22 protein-coding genes and 1 pseudogene are annotated in these 21,221 nt (G+C 71.5%); 10 read left to right on the top strand and 13 right to left on the bottom strand.

The window, feature by feature from the left end; translation table 11 throughout:
- Positions 1-258 precede the first annotated feature (258 nt).
- On the bottom strand, positions 259-477 hold the full coding sequence (locus BMY19_RS30480; protein ID WP_139215641.1) for a hypothetical protein: 219 nt from the start codon (positions 475-477) through the stop codon (positions 259-261).
- A gap of 63 nt (positions 478-540) precedes the next feature.
- Here BMY19_RS30480 and BMY19_RS14300 point away from each other — a divergent pair, with 63 nt between their 5' ends.
- Positions 541-1,494, top strand: coding sequence for a PAS domain-containing protein (locus BMY19_RS14300; protein WP_244491817.1), 954 nt, complete (start codon positions 541-543; stop codon positions 1,492-1,494).
- Positions 1,495-1,713: 219 nt separating this feature from the next.
- Here BMY19_RS14300 and BMY19_RS14295 read toward each other — a convergent pair whose 3' ends face one another.
- Entirely contained in the window at positions 1,714-2,142 is a 429-nt protein-coding gene (locus BMY19_RS14295) for a Ros/MucR family transcriptional regulator (protein WP_020093268.1), read from the bottom strand.
- Between the two features lie 634 nt (positions 2,143-2,776).
- Here BMY19_RS14295 and BMY19_RS14290 point away from each other — a divergent pair.
- Positions 2,777-4,198 carry a DUF4105 domain-containing protein gene (locus BMY19_RS14290; protein ID WP_020093267.1) on the top strand — a complete coding sequence of 474 codons (1,422 nt, stop codon included), beginning with the start codon at positions 2,777-2,779 and terminating at the stop codon, positions 4,196-4,198.
- A gap of 49 nt (positions 4,199-4,247) precedes the next feature.
- On the opposite strand, the gene BMY19_RS14285 is transcribed toward BMY19_RS14290, so the two are convergent.
- Positions 4,248-5,477 (bottom strand): serine hydrolase domain-containing protein, encoded by a 1,230-nt coding sequence (locus BMY19_RS14285; RefSeq protein ID WP_020093266.1) that lies wholly within the window; start codon positions 5,475-5,477, stop codon positions 4,248-4,250.
- Positions 5,478-5,813: 336 nt separating this feature from the next.
- On the opposite strand from BMY19_RS14285, the gene BMY19_RS14280 reads away from it, so the two are divergent.
- Together BMY19_RS14280 and BMY19_RS14275 are read left to right on the top strand one after the other, a co-directional pair.
- Entirely contained in the window at positions 5,814-6,140 is a 327-nt protein-coding gene (locus BMY19_RS14280; RefSeq protein WP_020093265.1) for a DMT family transporter, read from the top strand.
- A 136-nt stretch (positions 6,141-6,276) separates the two neighbouring features.
- The gene (locus BMY19_RS14275; protein WP_056523258.1) at positions 6,277-6,903 is read left to right on the top strand and encodes a cell wall hydrolase; all 627 of its coding nucleotides are present in this window, start codon (positions 6,277-6,279) and stop codon (positions 6,901-6,903) included.
- Between the two features lie 55 nt (positions 6,904-6,958).
- Here BMY19_RS14275 and BMY19_RS14270 read toward each other — a convergent pair whose 3' ends face one another.
- Positions 6,959-7,231: a hypothetical protein gene (locus BMY19_RS14270; RefSeq protein ID WP_020093263.1), complete on the bottom strand. Its 273-nt coding sequence runs from the start codon at positions 7,229-7,231 to the stop codon at positions 6,959-6,961.
- 87 nt (positions 7,232-7,318) lie between these two features.
- Here BMY19_RS14270 and BMY19_RS14265 point away from each other — a divergent pair, with 87 nt between their 5' ends.
- A complete protein-coding gene (locus tag BMY19_RS14265; protein ID WP_091677546.1) occupies positions 7,319-7,510 on the top strand; it encodes a hypothetical protein in 192 nt (63 codons plus the stop codon).
- Between the two features lie 198 nt (positions 7,511-7,708).
- The gene (locus BMY19_RS14260; RefSeq protein ID WP_042670689.1) at positions 7,709-8,116 is read left to right on the top strand and encodes a hypothetical protein; all 408 of its coding nucleotides are present in this window, start codon (positions 7,709-7,711) and stop codon (positions 8,114-8,116) included.
- A gap of 236 nt (positions 8,117-8,352) precedes the next feature.
- Here the strand turns inward: BMY19_RS14260 and BMY19_RS14255 are convergent, their stop codons facing one another.
- From BMY19_RS14255 to BMY19_RS14240, 4 genes are read right to left on the bottom strand one after another with little or no spacing between them, the layout of a single operon-like run.
- Positions 8,353-8,898 carry a transglycosylase SLT domain-containing protein gene (locus BMY19_RS14255; protein WP_042670687.1) on the bottom strand — a complete coding sequence of 182 codons (546 nt, stop codon included), beginning with the start codon at positions 8,896-8,898 and terminating at the stop codon, positions 8,353-8,355.
- Positions 8,858-10,414: a flagellar hook-length control protein FliK gene (locus BMY19_RS14250; protein WP_100252093.1), complete on the bottom strand. Its 1,557-nt coding sequence runs from the start codon at positions 10,412-10,414 to the stop codon at positions 8,858-8,860. Before BMY19_RS14250 ends, BMY19_RS14255 begins: the two co-directional genes overlap by 41 nt.
- A complete protein-coding gene (locus BMY19_RS14245) occupies positions 10,411-11,658 on the bottom strand; it encodes a chemotaxis protein (RefSeq protein WP_100252092.1) in 1,248 nt (415 codons plus the stop codon). Before BMY19_RS14245 ends, BMY19_RS14250 begins: the two co-directional genes overlap by 4 nt.
- Positions 11,655-11,795, bottom strand: a complete 141-nt coding sequence (locus BMY19_RS14240) for a hypothetical protein (RefSeq protein ID WP_020093256.1) — start codon at positions 11,793-11,795, stop codon at positions 11,655-11,657. The genes BMY19_RS14245 and BMY19_RS14240 overlap by 4 nt, the downstream gene beginning before the upstream one ends.
- 6 nt (positions 11,796-11,801) lie before the next feature.
- Between BMY19_RS14240 and BMY19_RS14235 the strand changes: the two are divergent.
- Positions 11,802-12,497, top strand: a pseudogene (locus BMY19_RS14235) (FliG C-terminal domain-containing protein); the annotation flags it as partial.
- A 104-nt stretch (positions 12,498-12,601) separates the two neighbouring features.
- Entirely contained in the window at positions 12,602-13,663 is a 1,062-nt protein-coding gene (flhB, locus tag BMY19_RS14230) for a flagellar biosynthesis protein FlhB (RefSeq protein WP_091978276.1), read from the top strand.
- Between the two features lie 203 nt (positions 13,664-13,866).
- On the opposite strand, the gene BMY19_RS14225 is transcribed toward flhB, so the two are convergent.
- Positions 13,867-16,029, bottom strand: coding sequence for a malate synthase G (locus tag BMY19_RS14225; protein WP_100252091.1), 2,163 nt, complete (start codon positions 16,027-16,029; stop codon positions 13,867-13,869).
- 141 nt (positions 16,030-16,170) lie between these two features.
- Between BMY19_RS14225 and BMY19_RS14220 the strand changes: the two genes are divergently transcribed.
- Positions 16,171-17,070, top strand: a complete 900-nt coding sequence (locus tag BMY19_RS14220; protein WP_042670683.1) for a LysR family transcriptional regulator — start codon at positions 16,171-16,173, stop codon at positions 17,068-17,070.
- Between the two features lie 219 nt (positions 17,071-17,289).
- On the opposite strand, the gene BMY19_RS14215 is transcribed toward BMY19_RS14220, so the two are convergent.
- The 4 genes from BMY19_RS14215 to BMY19_RS14200 form a co-directional block, all read right to left on the bottom strand.
- Positions 17,290-18,093 carry a class II aldolase/adducin family protein gene (locus tag BMY19_RS14215; RefSeq protein ID WP_091677564.1) on the bottom strand — a complete coding sequence of 268 codons (804 nt, stop codon included), beginning with the start codon at positions 18,091-18,093 and terminating at the stop codon, positions 17,290-17,292.
- A gap of 246 nt (positions 18,094-18,339) precedes the next feature.
- Entirely contained in the window at positions 18,340-18,942 is a 603-nt protein-coding gene (locus BMY19_RS14210; RefSeq protein WP_100252090.1) for a nucleoside deaminase, read from the bottom strand.
- A 91-nt stretch (positions 18,943-19,033) separates the two neighbouring features.
- On the bottom strand, positions 19,034-19,288 hold the full coding sequence (locus BMY19_RS14205; RefSeq protein WP_042670699.1) for a hypothetical protein: 255 nt from the start codon (positions 19,286-19,288) through the stop codon (positions 19,034-19,036).
- 124 nt (positions 19,289-19,412) lie between these two features.
- Complete coding sequence (locus tag BMY19_RS14200) at positions 19,413-19,763, bottom strand: GCG_CRPN prefix-to-repeats domain-containing protein (RefSeq protein ID WP_234082999.1); 351 nt, start codon at positions 19,761-19,763, stop codon at positions 19,413-19,415.
- Positions 19,764-19,996: 233 nt separating this feature from the next.
- On the opposite strand from BMY19_RS14200, the gene BMY19_RS14195 reads away from it, so the two are divergent.
- Positions 19,997-21,202, top strand: a complete 1,206-nt coding sequence (locus tag BMY19_RS14195) for a serine hydrolase domain-containing protein (RefSeq protein WP_081636480.1) — start codon at positions 19,997-19,999, stop codon at positions 21,200-21,202.
- Positions 21,203-21,221 lie beyond the last annotated feature (19 nt).

The raw sequence follows: 21,221 nt of genomic DNA, 5'->3' as shown, positions 1-21,221 counted from the left end.
TCATATACAATCAATATAATTCACAATAAAATCTGTAACATGCGTGCATGACTCGTCATATAACCTCGACGTCGCGCTTTTCTGAAGTTCGATTCAATGCCGGAGCGGAAAATCACCATTCTTAAACACCGAAGGTCAGATAAGCTCCTTCGCGACATGGGTCATTGTCGAGCGAGATCCGGTCGCGTTGCTGTCGTGACGGTGTGTGCCGAACGCACGGAGGGGCGGGATGCGGTCGAGGATCCCGGAAACCTCCGTTCACAGCGCGGCAGGAACGAATCCGTTCGATCGGGAACAAACCGCCTCGGGCTGGAATGTCGATGCAAGATGTTTGTCGATCGCGGGCGCCATCTCAATGGAGATACGTGCCGGATCTGAAGAAATTCCGGATGAATGGTGAAGTGTTGTGCCGGAAAAATTCTCGTGGCCGAACGGCGGGAACGGTGATACGGTTCGAACGGTGCTGAGATGTTCCATACTGCTTTAAGCGCTCTGACTTTCTCGTCGGGAGAGTTCCTGACTCTCACGGAAAGTCGGGGCGTGAGTGGGGCCTGGAGCTGGATCTTCGCGGGCGAGGAGCAGGTCTGGTCGCCCGGGTTCTACCGGCTGCTCGGGCTCGTTCCGAACGCCGCGAAGGCGCGCTACGACCTGTTGCTGAGCCTGATCCATCCCGAGGACCGGCCTCTCATGCCGGCGCTGGCGGACATCCGGCAGGGGCACGTGCCCCGCGAGGTCATCGTCCGGGTGATCCGGACGAACGGCACGGTGCGCACGCTCTCGCTGACGATGGAGGTGCGCGTCTCGGCGGAGGGGCGGCCCGTCGCCCTCAGCGGCACGGCGCTCGACGTGAGCGACCGCGAGCAGCTGGCGCGCCTGCGGCAGGAAGAGCGCCGCCGGCAGAGCGCGCTCTACCTCACGGAGCACATCACGACCTTCTCGATGGGGCTCGACCGCGTCCGGGACATCCCGTTCGCCGTCGCCCAGGTCCACGGGCTCCCGCTAGAGGAGATCTGCGCCGAGCCGTATATCCTGATCGTTCCCGAGGAGCGCGCGGGCTTCCGGGCAGCGGCCCTGGAGCAGATCGAGCGGCGGGCGTTCTTCCAGGGGGGCGCCCACGAGCGCCTCGCCAACGGCGAGCTCTGGCACTTCCGGATCCTCACGATGCCCGTCTGGGATCCGGACGGGACCTATCTGGGGCGCTGCGGGCTCAAATACCCGGTCCGCAACCACGCCCCGCCCCCCGGCGGCCTGCACGAGGGGCTGGAGCATTCCGTGAGCGGCCACCACCTGCGGGCCGCGCGGGCGCTCCTCGACTGGTCGATGATGGAGCTCGCTCAGGCGAGCGGCCTGTCGCATTCCACCGTGCGGCGTCTGGAAGAGGACAGCGAGCATCGGGGAAGCCGGTCCCGCCTGCACGCGGTCGAGGCGCTGCGCCGGGCGGGCGTCCGGTTCGTCCCCATCGATGACGGGACCCTGGCGGTCGCCCGGGTCTGAGCGGCCCGCGCGGCCGACGGGCGCTCGCGGGATCCGCCCTGCCCCGCCCCACCGGGTCATCGGGGTCGGTCTCCGCGCTGGCCCCCCGGGGGGCCCCCGACCCCAGCGCGGAGACCGGGACGGGCGGATCGGGCGATCCGCCGTCAGGCATCCCCGCGCCCGTGTCCCGCGGCGGCCCGGACGGGGCCGCCGATCCAGGGCGGTGCGGGCCTGGCCGCCTCAGGCCGCCTTGTGTCCGAGCTGGATCGCCTTGGCGATCTCCGAGCGCTTGGCGGCGTAGCCCGGGGCCACCATCGGGTAGTCGGCCGGCAGGCCGTACTTCGCCCGGTAACGCTCCGGCGTGAGGCCGTGCGCCGTGAGGTGACGCTTCAGGGTCTTGTAGGACCGGCCGTCGATGAAGCTGATCAGGCCGTCCTGCTGGATCGAAGCCTCGATCTGCGCCGCCGTCGGGCCGGTCCAGCCGGGACCGGATCCCGAGCCGCCGCCCTGCAGCACCGATATGGCCGTGTGCACCTGGTCGATCAGAACCGGCAGGTCGCCCACGCCCACCGCATTCCGAGACACGTAGGCCGCGACCAGTGATGCCGTGCACTTGATCAGGTCTGTGTTCAGGTCCGAGGTCTTTTCGTTCAGATCGATGGTGTTCATGAATCCCCCAGTACCGAAATTCGAGGCATGAAAACCGGCGCATCGATAAAACTGAGGCTAGGATCAGCTTTTACCGCCAAACCATGCGCCGAATTGCTTCGAGTATGCCAAGATTGGCGCGTAACTATACAAAAACTGTCTATTTTGTCTATACTTTATCTTAGGATGTTCTTTGAACATTTTCTGTTCTTGCGAAGCAACATGAGGTTGCCAGGCCGGCGGCGTCTCGCAAACAGTGCGCAGTTTCGGCCTCCGGTCCGTGAGGCTGTCCGCGATGACTGCGAACGGCCGCGCGATGACGGGCTGCAGGGGCGCGAATCAGCGGCGGAGACAGGGACGGATCGCGGATGCCGCCCGGTTACGGGTCGATCGGACCGCGGCCCGCGTCCCTGCTGACCATCGGTCGGGCGGCGCGCGACGGGATCCCGGGGGCCGTGGCGCTTCTCCACGGCCTCTCCGCGGGCGCTGGCGCCGCGACCGGGCCGCGATTAACAAAGTTCTCAGGCAAGGCGTGGATCGTGCGCGCCGGGCGCGTCGCGAAACGCTCGCGCGTCGGGAGCCTCGTTCCGGCCGTGACGGCACGGCGGCATCCGTGCGAGAGGCCCGTCGACGCGCGCTATCGAGGGCGACCCCTATGTCCGGACCCTGTGCGACCACTATCCCGCGCGCGCTCTCCGCGCTCGAAGCGCCCGGACCGGGCGCCGCGGACGCGGTCGGCGGCCGGATGCCGCCCCTCTGGATGCTGCTCGTCGGCCGGGCCGCGGTCCGCCGTCACTGGCACCTCATCGCCGCCACCGGCCTGCTGTGGTCGTCGCTCGGCCTCCTGGTGGTGATCGATTCCCTCGACGGTGCGCTCCACGTCCCGGACCGGTGGTTCGGCCTGATCCTCCTGGCCGAGGGCGTGAGTTCCCTCCTCGTCGGCGCGTCCGCGATCGGCGCCGCGCGCCGCCTGCGCCTCGCCAAGGGCGCGCTGCTGTCGGTCATGGCCGTGCTGATCATGATGGCCACGAAGCACAGCACCTTCCTGCTCGCCATGATCTTCGGCGTCGCCTTCGTGGTCGACGGCCTCGTCCGGATCACGATCGCCGGCCTGCTGAAATTCGCTGGCTGGCGGATGTCGGTCGCCCTCGGCGGCCTCAGCATCGCCTTCGGCCTGTTCCATCTCCAGCCCTGGCCGACCTGGTACGCCGGCACGGTCGGCTACTGCATCGGCATGTTCCTGATCCTGAACGGCGCCAACCTCGCGCTGGTCGGGCTGCGCACCCGGCGCTTGGGCACCGCCGAGCCGGCCGTGTCGGTCGTGTCGGTCGGCGGCGACGAGCCCGGCAGCCTGACGGTCTATGTCTGGACGCCCACCGGGCAGGCGACCACCCCCGCCGGCCAGCGGCTGATCCGGCGCTACGTCGCCTCCGTCGACAAGGCCGGGCGCTTCTCCACCGGCCACGCGGCCCTGCAGCAGGGCGACGACCTCTACGTCAGCCACTACCCCGCGGTGGAGATCGACCGCTCCCCCGCCAACCTGCGCTCGAGCCTGCGCGCGGGCCCGGAGAACGACGTGCCCGGGCGCTTCCTGCCCTCGCACGCCGCGGAGGTGGCGGACTGGTGCCCCGCGACGGTGGCGGTGACGCTGAACGGCATCGACGCCGCCCGGCTGCGGGCGTTCTGGGCGCAGTACAGCCGCGACACCACCTACAACTTCATCAGCCGCAACTGCTCCACCACGGTGGCGCGGGCGCTGGACATCGCCGTGGAGGGCGCGTTCAGCCGCGGCGGGCATCCCTGGCGGCGGCTCGCGGCGGCGCTGACCACGCCGGAGTTCTGGGCGGCGGCCTTCCTGCGCAACGGGGCGCGGTCCATGACCTGGACCCCGGGCCTCGTGCTCGATTACACGCGGGCGCTGAGCGCCCTCGTGGATCCGGCCTCGCCGGTGCCGTCGATCGCCTGGAAGCGGGTCGGCTGGCGGCTCCTGCGCAACTGGCGGGCGCGGGACCTCGCGCCCCTGAGCCCGATCGCCCGGCAGCCCTCCGTGCCGGGAGCCGGCCCGACAGAAGCCTGATCCCGGCCCGATCCCGGCCCGATCGGGACTCGGGACCGCGGTCGCCCGCTCAGGGGTCCTTGCGGGCGGCGGGGCGGCCGGCGGCGAGGTCGCCCGCGATGGCCTGCATCACCGCCAGCGTGTCGACCTCGTCCTGCTCGGCGCCGTGGTCGCTGAGCTTCACGATCACCGTGCCGGTCGCGCGGTTCACGTAGATGTACTGGCCGTAGACGCCGATCGCCGAGATGTCGTCGTCCTCGCCGCCCGGGGCGTGCCACCACTGGGCCGAGTACTGCCAGCCGTCGACGTCGCGCCGGGCCGGCGTCATGATCCGCTCGATCCAGCGGCCCGGGATGATGCGGTGATCGCCCGACCGGCCCTGGTCGGCCACCAGAAGGCCGAGGCGGGCGAAGTCGCGGGCCGTCGCGTTGATGCAGCAGAACGCCTTCTCGATGCCGCCGGGCCGGTCGAGGTTCCAGGTGGCGTCGGCCTGGGCGCCCATCGGCTTCCAGATCCGCTCCGAGAGGATGTCGGCCAGCGGCTTGCCCTCGACCCGGGCGAGGATCAGGCCGAGCAGCTCGGTGTCGATGCTGCGGTAGCGGCCCTTGGTGCCGGGCTTGAACGCCAGGTGGGCGTTGTCGCGCACGAAGGCCGTGAGATCGCGCGTCAGGTACATGCCGGCGGTGCCGGTCAGGGGATGCCGGGGGTCGTAGTTCTCCGGCACGGCGATGCCGCTCGCCATGTCGAGGAGGTTGCGCACGGTGATCTGGCCGAAGACCGCGCCGTTCCGCAGCTCGGGCAGGAGGGTGGAGACCCGGTCGGTCTCGGCGAGCTGACCCCGCGCCACCGCGGCGCCGACCAGCAGCGAGACGATGGACTTCGCCACCGACCACGAGGGGAACAGCGTCTCCGGTCCGGTGCCCGCGCGCTGCCACTCGTGGATCAGGACGCCGTCCTGCAGCACCAGGAACGCGTTGGTGTGGGTCGCCTCCAGCACCGTCATCAGCGGGACCGTCTTCCCCTTCCAGGGGACGCGGTCGAGGATCGGGCGCGGCCGCGCCGGCAGGTCGCTCGCCCGGGCCGGGGCCTGGACGATCCGGCTCGGGAACCACGTGCCCACCGACGACGGCTCGATGACCGCGAGCGCCGTCAGGGTGACGGGATCGGGGACGTTGATCAGCGCGGCCGCGGTCCAGGCGCAGCCCGCGATCGCGGCGCCGCCCGCCGCGGCGATCGCGCCCCAGCGGCGGCCCCGGCGCGCGCGGGCCGGGGAATCCGGGATCGCCAAGGACGCGGTCATGCTGGATCTGTGTCGCTCTGGATCGTCGCTGTCGCGCGGCCGGCCCCGGGGCGGGACGGCGCGCGGTCACCATGATCAGCAGGCCTTAACGAAAGCCCCAATCGGCCCCGGCGCCGGGCCGGTCCGTCGCCCGCGAAGCGGCGAGCCGCCGGTTCGGAAATGTTCACGGATCTGTGGCCTTGTGTCCGGCGGCCGCCGACGTCCGCGGCCGTTTCGACGCGGATCCGGGCCGGCCCAGCGCCGCCCCGTCCGCGCGGGCGTCCGATTCGAACCTGGTTCTACACGCCTCGACCGCCCGACTCACCCAGCCCGCGCAGCCCGAAAGTCCGCCGTGCCATGAATCCGTACCTGATCCTCGGGCTCGCCATCGGCGCGGAGGTGACCGCCACCCTGGCGCTGAAGGCCGCCGACGGCCTCACCCGCCCGGGGCCGACGGTGATCGTGGCGCTCGGTTACGGCACCGCCCTGTGGCTGATGTCGACCAGCATGGACATGCTGCCGATCGGCGTGGTCTACGCGATCTGGTCGGGGATCGGCATGATCGGCGCGGCGCTCGGCGGCGCGTGGCTGTACGGCGAGGCGCTCAACCCGACGATGCTGGTGGGCATCGGGGTGATCGCCCTGGGCGTGACCGTCCTGGCCGCGGGCCAGGGCCAGCACTGAGGCTCCCGGTCCGGTCCCGAAACGGGACAGCCTCGCCACATCCTCGCCGCGAACGTGCCGTCAAGCTTGGCCTTCGTCCGGCCGGAGCGGAACACCGCCCGGCTGGTCAGGCTGGAGGAGCACGGAGCGCGGATGCATGCGGGGTAGCGAGAGGACGAAGGTCGGTCCTGCACTGATCGTTCTGGCGGCGGCCGGCGGCCTGGGGGCCTGCAACACCGCGTCGCCGGTGCTCACGACGGGATCGATCCCCGACCGCAAGCCGCCGATGGTCGTCAGCGACGCCGAGCGCGATTGTCTGGGCCGCGCCATGTACTTCGAGTCGAACAGGAGCGACAGCGACGGGCTGGTCGCCGTCGGCACGGTCGTGATGAACCGGCTCGAGAACGCGATCTTCCCGGGCGGCATCTGCGCGGTGGTCGGGCAGCCGGGCCAGTTCGCGCCGGGCGTCCTCACCAAGCCGATGCAGGAGAAGGACCTGCAGAAGGTCGCCGACGCCGCCGACGCCGTCCTGGCCGGCGAGCGGCACCCGAAGGTCGGGAAGGCGATGTTCTTCCACACCGCGGGCCACCGCTTCCCCTACACGAACATGCACTACGTGGCCGTCGCCGGCGGCAACGCCTTCTACGAGAAGCGCGACAGGCGAACGGCCAAGCTGGAGAAGCCGGAGAAGCCGGCTCAGCAGGACAGGCCGGCCACGCCCGCCCTGCCCGCGACGGCCCTGACCTTCGCGGCCGTACCCGCGCCGCCCGCCGCGGGCCCCTGATCGAGACGGCCCGATCCGACAGCCGCGTCCCGGATCTGCGCGCGGTGAGCTCCGGTCAGCCGGCCGCCGCGTCCTCGGCGCGGCTCGCCCGCAGGGTTCGGGCCTCCTGCCGGGCGGCGGCCAGCACCCGCTCCCGGCGCACCGGCTCCCGCAGCGATTCCCACAGACGGAGCAGCTCCAGCGTCGGCAGCGCGTCGCAATCCGGCGACGCGTCCCCGGATGTGCGCCCGGTCGCCGGCGCGCATTCGGCGAAGAAGATCTCGACCGGGCTCCCCAGGGCCTCGGCCAGTCTCCCCAGGAGCGCGTCGGCCTGGACGGTCGGGATCATGGGAAATCCTGTTTCTGCGCGGGCGGTCGAACCGGATCCTTACCTTTAAGTTGTATGCTCGGCATTCAACCAGGTTACTGCACCGCCATGTCCGACGACGACGGTTTTGACCGCATGGTGGAGGCGACGATCCTGGCCCATCAACTCGTGGCCGCGCACGGCACGGCGACGATGCAGCTCCTGTCCCGATTGCTGCTCATGGAGATCGGTACGGAGATCGCGGCGCGGCGCGATCCCGATCCGGCCGCCAACGACAATCCGGACGCCCTGGAGGATTAGAGCGCGCTTCGCCGGCATTCCGGTCGGATCGGGTCTCGGCGGAAGAACCGGCCTGGCCCGTAATCCTTGGCGCGATGCAATGGAGCGGGCGGCAAATCTGTTGATCGGCCCATCGATCCGAGCAGGCGGCATTTACAAGGATGGATAACGGTCTAGCTTCTGGGTAGAAACTACCCACGAATCACGGATCCCTCGCCGATGATCGCCGAACGGGTAGCGCTTGCTGGTGCGCTCCTCCTGCTGAGCATCACGCCCGCGGTCCCCCAGCTGCGCCGTCCGATGACGTGTACGGTGGAGGCGTCGACCAGTCTCGATGTCGCCGCACCCGAAGGCGCCAAACCGCAATCCCAGAAGGCCCGGACATTCTCGCTGGTCTCCAGCGGCGGCCTGCTGACCGTGATCTCGGCCGGGCGCTCCGACTATTACGAGTGCCAGACGGCCTCGCCGCGGCTGAACGAGCGCACGCCGCGCAACGCGATCAAGTGTCAGAACGGCGTCTACTTCCTTCTGATCGACCTCAACAAGATGAATTTCGTCGAGGCGCAGCTCAATCCCGAGGAGCGCAACGACGTCAAGGTCAGCTACGGGAATTGTCGGACCCTGTAGGGGCGTCGCCGGGCAACCTAGTCCATGTGGATCAGGACGTAGGCGGCGGCGGCAACGGCCGTGAGAGTGAGGACCACCAGCAGCGCCGTTTTCCCGGGCGGTCCTTCCGGCGGGTCTGGGGCGTCGGTCATGCGGCTCCTCCGGGCCGGTGACGGGGCCTCTGCCGAAAGGGCCCGGTCCTTCGGTTGGTTCCCTGGCCGGGCCCGGTCCGCATTCTTCCGCCCCGGCCGGGACGATCACCGGCAGAAATGCGCCGCGGCCGGCGTCCACTGGCCGAAGCCCGTGGCGACCATGTTGGCCACGACCCGGCAGATGTAGATCTTCTGCGCGGCGTTGTTGTGCGGGCCGGCATGATAGCGCGCCACGGCCATCGTCCAGCTGCCCTCCCGCCGCTTCAGATCCCGAAGAAATTGCGTCGCGTAGTCCACGTTCGCGCGCGGGTCGATCATGGCCTCGACCGAGGCGAACTTTTCGCCGTGATAGTGGTGGTTGATCTGCATGCAGCCGAGATCGATCAGGCGCGCGCCCCGGCGGCGCGCCGCGGCGAAGTGGGCCAGCACGTCCTGGGGCCCGGTCGCGAAATAGGCCGCCCCTTCGATGTTCATGGCGTAGGGCTGGAGCGAGCCGCGCTTACCCGTCTCCGTGAGGCCGACCGCGTAGAGCACGCCGAGGGGCACGCCGTAACGGGCCGCGGCACGGCCCATCTCGGCCTCGCACACGGTCCCGGCGACCGGGGCGGCGCTACAGATAAACGCCGCCGTCGCGAGGACGTACCGTCTCATCTGTCCGCTCCCCGTCGCGCCTGCCGAGCGTCGGCCGCTGCGCCGCGCGCTGGTCTGCCTGCCGCTGCCCGTCCCCGCCGTGACCCGGCCGGGCGCCGCCGTCGGTGAGCCCGGATTGGCCCTGGGACGGTGATCCGCCCGCGGAGAACCCGGCGTCGCCGGGGCGAACCGGCTCGACAATGATCTCGGGCCGGTAATGCGCGTGCTTGAGCAGTTCGGTGAGGATCGCCGAATCCCGCTGCAGCATCGCCGCCGTCTCGGGACGCGCGGCGCGCAGATGGGTCTCGAGCTGACCGTCGACGAGCCGCAATTCCACCGTGACGATCCCGAGGCTCTCCGGCCGGAGCTGGATCTTGAGCACCCGGAGCGGCCCGTCCTGAGCCGCGGGGATCGCCGGATCGGCGCCGACGCGACGCTCCGGTCCGGCCGCGGTCGCGCGCTCGATCTCCTCCGTGATGGCCGCCGCGATCGTCGGCAGGACGGCGGCGAGTCGGGCCGGCTCGGTCCCGGATCCGTTGCCGGGACCCGGGATGGGGACGCCCGCCGGCCCCTGCCGGCCGGTGGGGGCGAGGAGGAGTCCGGCGATGCCGGAGCGGGGACGGTTGTCCTCGCGTGCCGTGAAGCCCCCCGGCCCATCGATCCCCGTCGCGGTGCGGGCCGACGCATCGGCGCGGGCCGACGCATCGCCGGCTCGAGGCTCGGGATCGGTCGCGAGGGCGACCGTCGCCTTCGGCGGCGCTGCGTTCACCTTCCCGGCGACCGTCCCGGCGATCTGGGTGGCGACTTGCGCGGCAATCTGGGCGGCCGGCGCGATCGGAGCGGGATCGGGCCCGGCGACGGCCGGAGCCACCGGTCCGGGGCGGACGGGTCGAGGCTGAGCGTCCGCCGCGTTCGGGACGGCCCGCAACGGGGACGTTGCCGCTGCGGCGGCCGGGAGGGCGTGGCGGGCCGCCTCGGGCAGGACGGGCTTGAAGTGAACCGCCCGGTCGAGGACCTCGACCTGCGGGGGGCCGCCCTGCAGCAGGGTGCCCGGGCTCGGCCCGGCGCGCGGCGACGCGTCCGCGCGGGCTGCCTCGAGATTTCCCACGAGGCTGGTCTCCGGGGCCGCGTCGGGGCCCGCCGGGGATGCGGCGGATGGGGCCGGTCCCGGAGCACCGGTTCCGTGTCCCGCGGGCAGTTCCGGACGGGCCGACAGGACGGCCGCGCTCAGGATCTCGGCGAGCGCCGCGGCGGCGCTGCCGGGATCGCCCGGTGACGGCGGCGGCGCGGGCGATGCGCCGGCTTCGGGCCGCCGATCCTCCCCGGTCGCGCCCTCCGGTTCGTCCATCTCACCCCCGTCGGTCTCGGGTCGGGCCGCGGGAGTTCCCCCTGAGACCGCGCGCAGGACCAGGTCGAAGGCGCCCCGCACCGCCGGATCCGGCAGCGCCTGAAGGTCGGCCGCCGGATGCGGGGACGGTGCGACATCCCGATCGGGTTTGGGGACGGGTTTCTGGACCGCGGTGGAGATCGTGTTCACGGGGTCGCCTTGCTGAGCATCAGATCGATCCGGTCGATCGTGGCCTGCGCCTTCGGGATCAGGCTCGCGGGCCCGTCGGCGGGATCCGGCGCCGCCCGCGCCGGCTTCGCGGCGGCGTCGGCCTCCGGCAGGCCGGGCCGGCCGGCGAGCCCGCGTCCGATCGCCTCGGCGGTCGAGAGGGCCGTCTCGAGGAGGGGCATGTCGCGGGCCGTGAGCTTGGCCCTGTCGAGCGATCTCAGCGTCCGCGACCCGGACTCGAACGTCGCCAGGCTCACGATCTCGGCGGCAGCCCGGTAGAGCTGGCCCCGGGTCGCCTCCGCGCTTCCGGGCGCGCACAGCGCGAGGGCCTTCTCGCTGGCGCGGAGCGCGGCGGCCGTCTGACCCGCCTGGATCGCCGTCTGGGCGACCACCAGATACAGGTCGCGCCGGCTCTCGGGACCGAGCTCGTCCAGGATCCTGTTGAGGGTCGCGAAGCGCTCCGCGTCGTGGCCGATATCGAACTGCGTCAGCTGATAGGCCAGTCGCTGCCGGAAGTTGCCCGCGTAGATCGAGTGCGGGAAGCGGCGCAGGTACTGGATCGCCAGCGCCTCGAACGTCTTCAGGTCGCCGATCTGACCGAGGGTGAAGATCTCGCGGCGCAGGGCGCCCTCCTCGGTCAGCGTGCCCGGCAGCAGCACCCGGACGCGGTCGAGCAGGGCGATCGCCCGGATCGGCTGGTCGGGCACGGCGAGCGACGCCTGCGTCAGGCCGATGGCGCCCGCGAGCGTCGGCGGCAGATCTGTCGTGTCGACGTCCTGGAGCAGGCGCCGCGCCTCGGCCTCCCGCCCCTCGACATAGGCGAGCGCCCCGCGCGCGAGCGTCGCTTCGGGCTCGCCGAGGCCGTCCTGCGCCGTCAGCCGGCGCAGGACGGAAGGACCGCCGCCGCTGAGGGCGAACGTGATCGCGGCCCGGATATTGCTCCGGCGGCCCCAGATCTCGGGCGGGACGGCCAGGAGATCCGCGTTGATCCGGGCGATCAGCAGCGGCTGGCTCTCGTGGGCGGCCCGGGAGCCGGCGGCGACCCGATCCTGCAGCAACTGGAGCGTGCGCACCCACTGCACCGGATCGCCCGTCGGCGCCTGCGGCTCTGCGGCCGGGGCGGCGGGAGGGCCGCCCGCCGGTTCCGCGGCGACGGGGGCGGCCCTCCCCGCGATGAGCAGGCCGAGGGCGGCCGCCACGATCCGCCCGGTCCGGGACACCTTCATCCTGGAGATCCCTGCAGGAGAATCTCGATCCGCCGGTTCTCCGGAGCCTTCGGATCCGCGGCGTTGCGCGGCGTCCGGTCCGCGGCGCCCTCGACGCGCCAGATCCGCGCTTCGTCGATCCCGGCCCGGGTGAGCATGTACGCCGCTCGATCTGGGACCGCATCTCCAACGGGTCCGAGACCGCCCTGGCGGGCTACCTGATCAAGGAGCATCCTCAGACCGCGGCGCTCGTGCTGTCCAAGGTCAAGCCGGCCTGCGCCGCCAAGGTGATGGCGCAATTGCCGGCGCCGCTGCGCAACGGCGTCATGCGGCGGATGCTGACGTTCAAGCCGATCGTCGACGCGACCATGAAGATGATCGAGCAGACCATCCACGAGGACTTCATGATCAACCTGGCGCGCAATGCCGCGGCGGATACCCACTCGCGCATGGCCGACATCGTCAACAAGATGGAGCGCCAGAGCATGGAGGAGGTCCTGGACAACCTCACGCAGACGCGCCCGAAATCGGCCGAGATCCTGAAGAGCCTGCTCTTCACCTTCGACGACATCATTCACATGACGCCGCGGGCGCGGACGACGCTCTTCGATCAGGTCCCGCACGAGAAGGTCATCCTCGCCCTGAAGGGCACGAACGGGCCGTTGCGGAACGTCGTGCTCAGCGCGCTGACCGCCCGCGCCCGGCGCCTCGTCGAGCACGAGCTGGAGGGAGGCGAGCCCGCCGCCCAGCGGGACGTGCTCGACGCGCGCCGCGCGATCACCGACCAGGCGCTCGAGATGGCGTCGCGCGGCGAGATCGAACTCACCCCGGCCGACTCGGATGAGACCTACTTCCGCTAGCACCGTCCCCGGTCGGGGACGGCTCCGGGGCGCCGCTCCGGCGGACGCGTCCCGCCGGGCCGACCGGGGCGGTGCCGTCGGCGGCCCGAGTTCGGGGCGCCGCGATGTCTGAGGACAGGGAGAGCAAGACCGAGGCGGCGAGCGAGAAGAAGATCAGCGACGCGATCGCGGAAGGAAACACGCCGTTCTCGCGGGAAGCGCCCGTCTTCGCCTCCATCCTGGGACTGCTGATCTTCCTGGTCTTCGTGGCGCGGGATCAGGGGCTGCCGCTGGTGCAGAGGCTCGCGCTGATCTTGGAGCAGCCGCGCAACTTCAGCGTGGAGACGAGCCACGACGCGATGCGCCTCGTCCACGCCCTCGCCCTGGAGATGGGCCGCTTCCTGCTGCCGGTCCTGGTCATCCTGCTCGTGGCCGGCATCGCCGCCTCGATCTTCCAGAACGCGCCGCGCGTGGTGTTCGATCGGATCCAGCCGAAATGGTCCCGCATCTCCCCCGTCGCCGGCTGGAATCGGCTCTTCAGTCTGCAGGGGTTCGTCGAGTTCGGGAAAAATCTGTTCAAGTTCTTCGCGATCGGCGGCATGTCCTACATGGTCCTGCACGCGGATCGCCACGAGATCGTCAATGTCATGTTCGTGGATCCAGTCGGGTTGCCCGAATTCCTGCTGACCCTGTCGGTGCGCCTCGTCTCGGCCGTGAGCGTCGCGACGATCGCGCTGGTCGCCGGCGACCTGGTCTGGACCCGCGTGCGCTGGCAGCGCGACCTGCGGATGTCGCGGCAGGAGGTGAAGGACGAGTTCAAGCAGCTCGAGGGCGACCCGCTCGTGAAGGCGAAGATGCGCTCGCTGGCGCAGGACCGGCTGCGCAAGCAGATGATGGCGGCGGTGCCCCGCGCCACCATGATCCTGGCGAACCCGACGCACTACGCGATCGCGCTGCGCTACGACCAGAGCGAGAACGACGCCCCGACGGTTCTGGCCAAGGGCGCGGACCTGATCGCCCTCCGCATCCGCGAGATCGCCGAGAAGCACCGGATCGAGGTCGTCGTCGACAAGGCGCTCACCCGGGCGATGTACGACCATGTCGAGGTCAACCAGGCGATCCCGGCGGAATTCTACCGGGCGGTGGCGAACCTGCTGGTCTACGTGATGACGCGCAAGCGCCGCTGACCGGCGCGGCGTGGCCGAGGCATGGCAGCGGCTTGGCAGCGGCGTTGACCGGTCGGCCCGTCCCGACCGGCAGAGGCCGCGGACCCTGGCAGATCCGCGGCGCGGCGTTTCAGGCCGCACAGGCCGTCGGCCGGCCCGGGGCGGTCTTGGGGCGGTCTCGGGGCGGTCTCGGGGCGCTGCGCGTCCGGGATCCGGGAGCGGCCTCAGGCCGCCCGTACGCGGGCGTCCAGCCGCTTCGCCTCCCGGCGGAACCGGTGCAGCACGAACTCGGTGTAGCCGTTCGGCTGGCCGGCGCCCTCGAAGACCAGGGCCTCGGCGGCGCGGAAGGCCGGCCCGTCGAAGCCCGGGGCCATCGGCCGGTAGGCCCGGTCGCCGGCGTTCTGGCGATCGACGACCTCGGCCATGCGCCGCAGGGCCGCGGCGACCTCGTCGCGGTCCACGATCCCGTGGCGCAGCCAGTTGGCGATGTGCTGGCTGGAGATCCGCAGGGTGGCGCGGTCCTCCATCAGCCCGACCTCGTGGATGTCCGGCACCTTGGAGCAGCCGACACCCTGGTCGACCCAGCGGACCACGTAGCCCAGGATCCCCTGGCAATTGTTGTCGAGCTCCTCCCGCACCGCCTCCGGCGCGAACGCGCCCTCGGCGAGGGGCAGGGTCAGCATGGCGGCGCGGGTCGCGGGCGCCCGGCCGGCGAGCGCCGCCTGGCGGGCGCGGACATCCACCTGATGGTAGTGGAGCGCGTGGAGCGTCGCGGCGGTCGGCGACGGCACCCAGGCGGTGTTGGCGCCCGCCTCCGGGTGGGCGCCCTTGGCGTCGAGCATCGCCGCCATCCGGTCGGGGGCGGCCCACATGCCCTTGCCGATCTGCGCGTGGCCGGGCAGGCCGCAGGCGAGGCCGGCATCGACGTTGCCGTCCTCGTAGGCCTGGATCCAGGCGGTCGCCTTCATGGCATCCTTGCGGACCACGGGGCCGGCCTCCAGCGAGGTGTGGATCTCGTCGCCGGTCCGGTCGAGGAAGCCGGTGTTGATGAAGAACAGCCGGTCCGACGCCGCGGCGATCGCCGCCTTGAGGTTGAGCGTCGTGCGCCGCTCCTCGTCCATGACGCCGATCTTGAGCGTCCGCTGCGCGAGGCCGACCAGCGCCTCGACCCGCCCGAACAGCGCCACCGCGAAGGCGACCTCGTCGGGACCGTGCAGCTTGGGCTTGACCATGTAGACCGAGCCGGTCCGGCTGTTGCGGAGCGGACCGGTGCCCTTCAGGTCGTGCAGGGCGATCAGCGCGGTGACGGCCGCGTCGAGGATCGTCTCCGGGATCTCGGCGCCGTCGAGGGTCACGGCGTCGGTGTACATGTGGTGGCCGACATGCCGGACCAGCATCAGCGACCGTCCCGGCAGGGTCAGGCGCCCGCCATCGGGGGCCGTGAAGGTCCGGTCCTCGGCGAGCCGCCGCTCGACCGTGCGGCCGCCCTTGGACAGGGTGGCGGTCAGGTCACCGCGCATCAGGCCGAGCCAGCTCCGGTAGACCGCGACCTTGTCGGCCGAGTCCACGGCCGCCACCGAATCCTCCATGTCCATGATGGTCGAGAGGGCGGCCTCCAGCACCACGTCGGCGATGCCGGCCGGGTCGGTGCGGCCGATCGGGCTCGCGCGGTCGATGACGACCTCGATGTGCAGGCCGTTGTGGCGCAGCAGGAGCGCGGTCGGCGCCGCGGCGTCGCCGGTGTAGCCCGCGAAGGCGGACGATCCGGTCAGGCCGGCGCTGCGGCCGGCGCCGAGATCGGCGGCGAGGCGGCCGTCCGTCACCGAGAAGCCCACGGCATCCGCCCAGGAGCCGACGCTGAGCGGCGCGGTCGCGTCGAGGAACGCCTTGGTCCTGGCCACGACGGCGGCGCCGCGGGCCGGGTTGAACCCGGCGCCGGGCGCGAGCTCGCCGTCCTGCGGGATCGCGTCGGTGCCGTAGAGGGCGTCGTAGAGGCTGCCCCAGCGGGCATTGGCGGCGTTCAGCGCGTAGCGGGCGTTGGAGATCGGCACCACGAGCTGCGGCCCGGCGATAGCGGCGATCTCCGCGTCCACGTTCTCGGTGGTCACCCGCACGGTCTCGGGCTCCGGCTGCAGGTAGCCGATCCGCGTCAGGTAGGCCGCGTAGGCCGCCGGGTCGTGCGGCGCTCCGCGATGGTCGCGGTGCCAGGCATCGATGTCGGCCTGGAGGCCGTCGCGCCGGTCGAGCAGCGTCCGGTTGTGCGGTGCGAGATCGCGGACGATCGCGGCGAAGCCCGACCAGAACTGGTCGGCCGAGAGACCGGTCCCGGGCAGCGCTTCCTCGGAGACGAAGGTGCGGAGATCCTCGGCGACGACGAGCTTCGACATGGTGATCCTCGGGGATGCGTGCGACGCGCGTCAGAAAAAATCGAACGCGCCGTGAAAAATTTTTGATGTCCCCTCGATAGATCGCTTGGCATCCGCGAGAAAGGCGGCAAAAGGGATTTGATTTTTTCCGCAGCGTTGACAATGCACGACCAGAGCGACCTGGAGATCTTCGCCCGGGTGGTCCGCACCGGCAGCCTCACCCAGGCCGGCTCGGAGCTCGGCCTGTCGGTCGCGGTGGTGTCGAAGCGGCTGAAGCGGCTGGAAGAACGGCTCGCCGTGCGCCTGCTGCATCGCACCACGCGGCGGGTGGCGCCCACGGATGTCGGGGCGGCCTTCTTCGAGCGGATCGCGCCGATCGTCGACGCCATCGCGGAGGCCGAGAGCCTCGTGTCGCAGACGGCGACGCGGGCGCGGGGGACGCTCCGGGTCACGGCGCCGAGCTCCTTCGGGCGCCTGCACATCGTCCCGCACCTGCGGGCCTTCTTCGCCCTCCATCCCGGCATCGTGCTCAACTTGGAGCTGAGCGACGATTTCGAGTCGATCGTCGAGCGCGGCTACGACCTCGCGATCCGGGTCGGCGCGCTGGAGAGTTCCGGGCTGACGGCGGTGCGCCTCGCGCCGGTGCAGCGGGTCCTCTGCGCGCGGCCGAGCTACCTCGACGCGGCCGGGCGGCCGCGGAGCCTCGACGACCTGCGCGGCCATGTCTGCCTCGCCACCGAGAACCAGAATCCCTGGCGGCTGGTCGGGCCGGAGGGCCCCTGCACGGTCGGCGCCTCGGGGCCGCTGCGCACCCATTCCAACGAGGTGGTGCGCGAGGCCGTGATCGGCGGCCTCGGGATCGCGCTGCGCTCCACCTGGGACGTGCACGCGGAGCTGCGCGACGGCCTGCTGGAGGTGGTGCTGCCGGCCTACGCGGCGGCGGCCTCGGCCGGCATCTTCGCGGTCTACCCGAGCCGGGCCTTCGTGCCGGCCAAGACCCGGGCCTTCATCGCGTTCCTCAAGCAGACCTACCGGTCGAGCGGGGCCTGGGCAGACGGGTGAGGTGCGTGCTGCGGCGTCTCGCTCCTGCTGAGCGGGAGACGCCCGCTCGACGTCTCACGCCGTCGCCGATCGCGGCACCGCCGTCGTTGCGGGTGGAGCGAAGCAGTCCGGTCGGCGTGACGAGGTCGGACGTCGCGCTGCCCTGGGTCGCTTCGCCGCGCTCGCGATCACGGAGAGCGGCGCATCGACCGAACGGCTCAGCCGGCGGCCGTGCCGCCCTCAGCCGTTCGCGAAGAAATCCGGATCCGTCCGCGCCAGCATCCGCTTGAACGCCGCCCACTCGTTGTCGGGCGCCCCCTGGACCACGACGCGGTCGTAGCCGGCGGCGTACTGCCCGGCGGTCTTGGTGGCGATGGCGGAGGAGGGCCGGATCACCGGCGCGCCCGCCGCCTGGATCGCCAGCTGCGCCCGGCACGAGCGCTCCATGTTGTGCATCAGCCGGAACGCCTCGCCGACCGTGCGGCCGCAGGTCAGCAGGCCGTGATTGCGCAGCACCATCACGGGCTTGTCGCCGAGATCGGCCACCAGCCGCTCCCGCTCGTCGAGGTCGAGGGCGATGCCCTCGTAGGCGTGGTAGGCGACGCGCCCCGTGAACTGCATCGACCACTGGTTCAGGGGCAGGAGCCCCTCCTCCTGGCAGGAGACCGCCACGCCCGCGACCGTGTGGGTGTGCAGCACGCAGATCGCGTCGTGGCGCGCGGCGTGGATGGCGCTGTGGATCGTGAACCCGGCCGGGTTGATGCCGAGCCCCATCGGATCCTCGAGCACCTTCCCGTCGATGTCGACGGTGACGAGGTTCTCCGGCGACACCTCCTCGAAGCGCATCCCGTAGGGGTTGATCAGGAAGCGGTGCCCGGCGCCCGGCAGCCGGGCCGAGATGTGGGTGTAGATGCTGTCGTCGAGGCCCAGCCGGTGGATCAGCCGGTAGGCGGCCGCGAGGTCGACGCGCATCGCGCGGATCGCGGCGCGATCGGCGGGGTCCGTATCCCGGTCCGCGACGGTCGACGGTGTGGCTGCGCTCATGCGACGGCTCCCTGCCGGTCGGCCCTGTCGGCCCTCCGGGATCGCCGCCCGGCGCAGGCGGTCCCGCGATCCCCGGGCGCCCGAGGCGGGGGCTCGGGGCGAGGTCCGGGAATCGCCGGCAGGGTGCACCAGGGCGGGCGGCCCGGCAATCCGGTGGGATGCGGCGGGACCTCCGGGGGAGCGACGGCCGCGTCCCACCGGATTGCCGGGCCGCGCGGGCGGTCGCCCGAGCCGTCTTCCAGTCCCTTACTTGGACGGGCGGTCGCCGGGCGGAAAGAGCGCGAGCGCCTCCTCCGCCAGGACGCCGCCCGTGATCGCGATCGGGCGGAACGCCGACCGGTCCGCGACCTCCGTGCAGGTGATCATGATCTGGTCGATCTTCGTGGCGAGCTGCTGCAGCGAGGCGGCGAAGACGACGCGCGAGATCCCGCACCAGACGATCGCGCCCATGCACATCGCGCAGGGTTCGCCGGACGTGTAGCGGGTCGTCCCCCGCAGCGCCTCCGGCCCGTGCTCCGCGAGGAAGCGGCGGATCGCCACCATCTCGCCGTGCGCCGTGGGATCGCGCTGCTGCTTCCCGAGATTCAGGCCCCGGGCGCGGATCTCGCCCTCCGCGACGATGACGGCGCCGAACGGGAAGTCGGCGCGGCGCGCCTCGGCGATGGCCGCCCGCATGAAGGTCTCGTCCGCGGCCGTGGCCGGCGCGGCGGTGGTCGCCGACGCGGGGCGCGCGCCCGTCGTCAGCGCCACGCCGAGCGCCGCGGCCCCGAGGAACGCGCGCCGGCCCGCATCGGGCGCGACGGGCGGTGCGTGGCCGTGCTGCCCGGTGCCGCGGAGCTTGCTCGTCATGATCGGTTCCGCTGAGCTGTCTCGAGGGGCCGTCCCGGCGGCCGCGACCGCGGCCCGGGGCCGTCCTGGAAGCGCTGCCTGGAAGCGCTGCCTAGAAGCGCTGATCGGTGCGGCCGGGGTTGGGGCCGCGGCCGTGATAGGACGCCATGCACAGGTGCCAGATCTGCGAACCGAGGTCGTAGAGGCTGAGGTTGTTCGGGTTGGGGTAGCTGAAGATCTGGGCCCGCGCCTGCTCGCGGCAGGCGGCGTCCTGCGGGCTCTGGATGGGTGGCTCCGGCACGGATTGCGCCGCCGCCCCCGTGGTCAGGGCAATCGCGGTCGCGAAGGCAATCAGCGGGAGGCGCATCGTCACAGGTCTCCGAATACGGCGCCGCGGTGGCCGCTGTCCGGCCGGCCGCGGATCTGGGAAGCGGTATGTGGGGCCGGCGGCGCTCCGGGCGAGACCGTCCGGAGCGCCGCCGGCGCGTTCGTCAGCGGCGACGCCAGTGGTAGCTGCGATGCCAATGATAGTTGCGGTGCCAGCGATAGTTGCGATGCCAGCGGTAATTGCGGTGCCAGCGATAGTTGTAGGTCCGGTAGAAGCGCCGGCCTCCGTAGTAGCGGGCTCCGTAGAAGGCCGGGCCCGGGCCGTAGAACCGGCGGGCGTTCGGGACGCACCGGCCCCACGGGTTGAGGTGGAATCCGGGCCCGCACCAGTAGCCGACCCGGGTCAGCCCGCTCGCGTCGCCGGCCAGCGGCGCCGGTGAGAGCGGGGCCGCCGACGCCGGGCCCGCCAAGCCCAGGCCGCTCAACACAAGGGCCACGAGCCCCATCATCCGCATGAAATGCACGGCGTGATCCTCCCGCGACCGGCGCGCTGTCCGCGTCCGGATCGTGCATCATGCTGCTTGCGAGCCAAGATTAATGTCAATGGCCCGCATTCAGTCAATACCTGTATCAACTACGCATCATCATTTATGAGCCGCGCGATTTCCGTTCTGTATTCAGTGTTCGTCAATGCATCCGTTCCAATCTGACGCACCCGGCGCGCCGGTGACGGATCGGGAGGAGGACCATGAACAGCACGGATCGTCGGGCCGGCGGACGGTCTCGACCCATCGTGACGGCCGGCCTCGCCGCCCTCGTCCTCGCGCTCGCCGCCGGTCCCGGCGGCGCGCAGGACGGCTTCGGTGAGGGGGCCGGGCGCCCGGCCGACCTCGCGGCCGGCGCGGAGGTGGACGCGCTGCGGCCGGTCGTCGAGCGCTTGGCCGGCGCCTGGGTCGCGCGCGGGGCGATCCCGGGCCTGATCGTGGGCGTGAGCCACCGGGGGCGGCGCAGCTACTTCGGGTTCAACGGGGCCGGCGGCGCGCCCTACCGGTCCGACACGATCGTGGAGATCGGCTCGATCACCAAGGTGTTCACGACCGCACTGTTCGCCGAGGCCGTCGATGCGGGCCGCCTGCGTCCCGACACGCCGCTGCAGGAGCTGTTGCCGAACCTGCGGCTCCGGCCCTGCACGGCCCAGATCACGCCGCTGCAGCTCGCCGACTTCACCTCGGGGATGCCGACGCTGCCGGGCGACCTGCCGCGTGCCCTGGCGGAGCGCAGCGTCCGGACCTACCCGCCGGAAGCGTTCCTGGCCTGGGTGTCGCGCTGGAGCCCGGAGGGATCCGAGGCGGGCGGCTGCGCCCTGCCCGCCCCCTACCGGTACTCGAATGCCGGCATCGGCCTGCTCGGCTACGTTCTCTCCGAACGTCTCGGCGCGCCGTGGGAGAGCCTCGTGCACGAGCGGATCACCGGGCCGCTCGGGATGACCAGCACGGCGGTCACCGTGAAGCCGGCCGACCGCGCGCGTCTCGCGCAGGGCTACGGGATGGAGGGCCAGCCGGTCATGCCCTGGCCGGTCTTCGCGTGGTACGCCGCGGGAGCGCTCCGCTCGACCGCCACCGACATGCTCGCCTTCGGCGAGGCGGCGCTCGGGCACGAGGCGGTGAACGGCGCGCCCGTGCCGCCAGCGCTCACCCGGGCGCTGCGCGAGGCGATGACGCCGCTCTACCAGCCGGAGGGACAGACCTTCCGGCAGGGCATGGCCTGGATCGAGGAGATCGGCGACCCGGACGCGGGCCAGCGGCCGGTCTTCCTGAAGGTCGGGGGGACCGACGGCTTCAACAGCGTGGTCGTCGTCAATCCGGGCAAGGATCTCGTCGTCTTCGTGGCCGGCGGCCAGCCGAAGATCGGCGCGGAGCGCCTCGGCGTGGCGCTGTCCCGCCAGATCCGCTGAGCGGGCCCGGGCCGCGCGG

The organism is Methylobacterium sp. UNC300MFChir4.1 (assembly GCF_900110155.1).
Classification (GTDB): domain Bacteria; phylum Pseudomonadota; class Alphaproteobacteria; order Rhizobiales; family Beijerinckiaceae; genus Methylobacterium.
This window is presented reverse-complemented; position numbering and strand designations above follow the sequence as displayed.

Coding starts and splice junctions, on each gene's coding strand:
- BMY19_RS30480 (WP_139215641.1), bottom strand. CDS start 477: ATGGAACATCTCAGCACCGTTCGAACCGTATCACCGTTCCCGCCGTTC.
- BMY19_RS14295 (WP_020093268.1), bottom strand. CDS start 2,142: ATGAACACCATCGATCTGAACGAAAAGACCTCGGACCTGAACACAGAC.
- BMY19_RS14290 (WP_020093267.1), top strand. CDS start 2,777: ATGTCCGGACCCTGTGCGACCACTATCCCGCGCGCGCTCTCCGCGCTC.
- BMY19_RS14285 (WP_020093266.1), bottom strand. CDS start 5,477: ATGACCGCGTCCTTGGCGATCCCGGATTCCCCGGCCCGCGCGCGCCGG.
- BMY19_RS14280 (WP_020093265.1), top strand. CDS start 5,814: ATGAATCCGTACCTGATCCTCGGGCTCGCCATCGGCGCGGAGGTGACC.
- BMY19_RS14275 (WP_056523258.1), top strand. CDS start 6,277: ATGCGGGGTAGCGAGAGGACGAAGGTCGGTCCTGCACTGATCGTTCTG.
- BMY19_RS14270 (WP_020093263.1), bottom strand. CDS start 7,231: ATGATCCCGACCGTCCAGGCCGACGCGCTCCTGGGGAGACTGGCCGAG.
- BMY19_RS14265 (WP_091677546.1), top strand. CDS start 7,319: ATGTCCGACGACGACGGTTTTGACCGCATGGTGGAGGCGACGATCCTG.
- BMY19_RS14260 (WP_042670689.1), top strand. CDS start 7,709: ATGATCGCCGAACGGGTAGCGCTTGCTGGTGCGCTCCTCCTGCTGAGC.
- BMY19_RS14255 (WP_042670687.1), bottom strand. CDS start 8,898: ATGAGACGGTACGTCCTCGCGACGGCGGCGTTTATCTGTAGCGCCGCC.
- BMY19_RS14245 (WP_100252092.1), bottom strand. CDS start 11,658: ATGAAGGTGTCCCGGACCGGGCGGATCGTGGCGGCCGCCCTCGGCCTG.
- BMY19_RS14240 (WP_020093256.1), bottom strand. CDS start 11,795: ATGCTCACCCGGGCCGGGATCGACGAAGCGCGGATCTGGCGCGTCGAG.
- flhB (WP_091978276.1), top strand. CDS start 12,602: ATGTCTGAGGACAGGGAGAGCAAGACCGAGGCGGCGAGCGAGAAGAAG.
- BMY19_RS14225 (WP_100252091.1), bottom strand. CDS start 16,029: ATGTCGAAGCTCGTCGTCGCCGAGGATCTCCGCACCTTCGTCTCCGAG.
- BMY19_RS14220 (WP_042670683.1), top strand. CDS start 16,171: ATGCACGACCAGAGCGACCTGGAGATCTTCGCCCGGGTGGTCCGCACC.
- BMY19_RS14215 (WP_091677564.1), bottom strand. CDS start 18,093: ATGAGCGCAGCCACACCGTCGACCGTCGCGGACCGGGATACGGACCCC.
- BMY19_RS14210 (WP_100252090.1), bottom strand. CDS start 18,942: ATGACGAGCAAGCTCCGCGGCACCGGGCAGCACGGCCACGCACCGCCC.
- BMY19_RS14205 (WP_042670699.1), bottom strand. CDS start 19,288: ATGCGCCTCCCGCTGATTGCCTTCGCGACCGCGATTGCCCTGACCACG.
- BMY19_RS14200 (WP_234082999.1), bottom strand. CDS start 19,763: ATGCGGATGATGGGGCTCGTGGCCCTTGTGTTGAGCGGCCTGGGCTTG.
- BMY19_RS14195 (WP_081636480.1), top strand. CDS start 19,997: ATGAACAGCACGGATCGTCGGGCCGGCGGACGGTCTCGACCCATCGTG.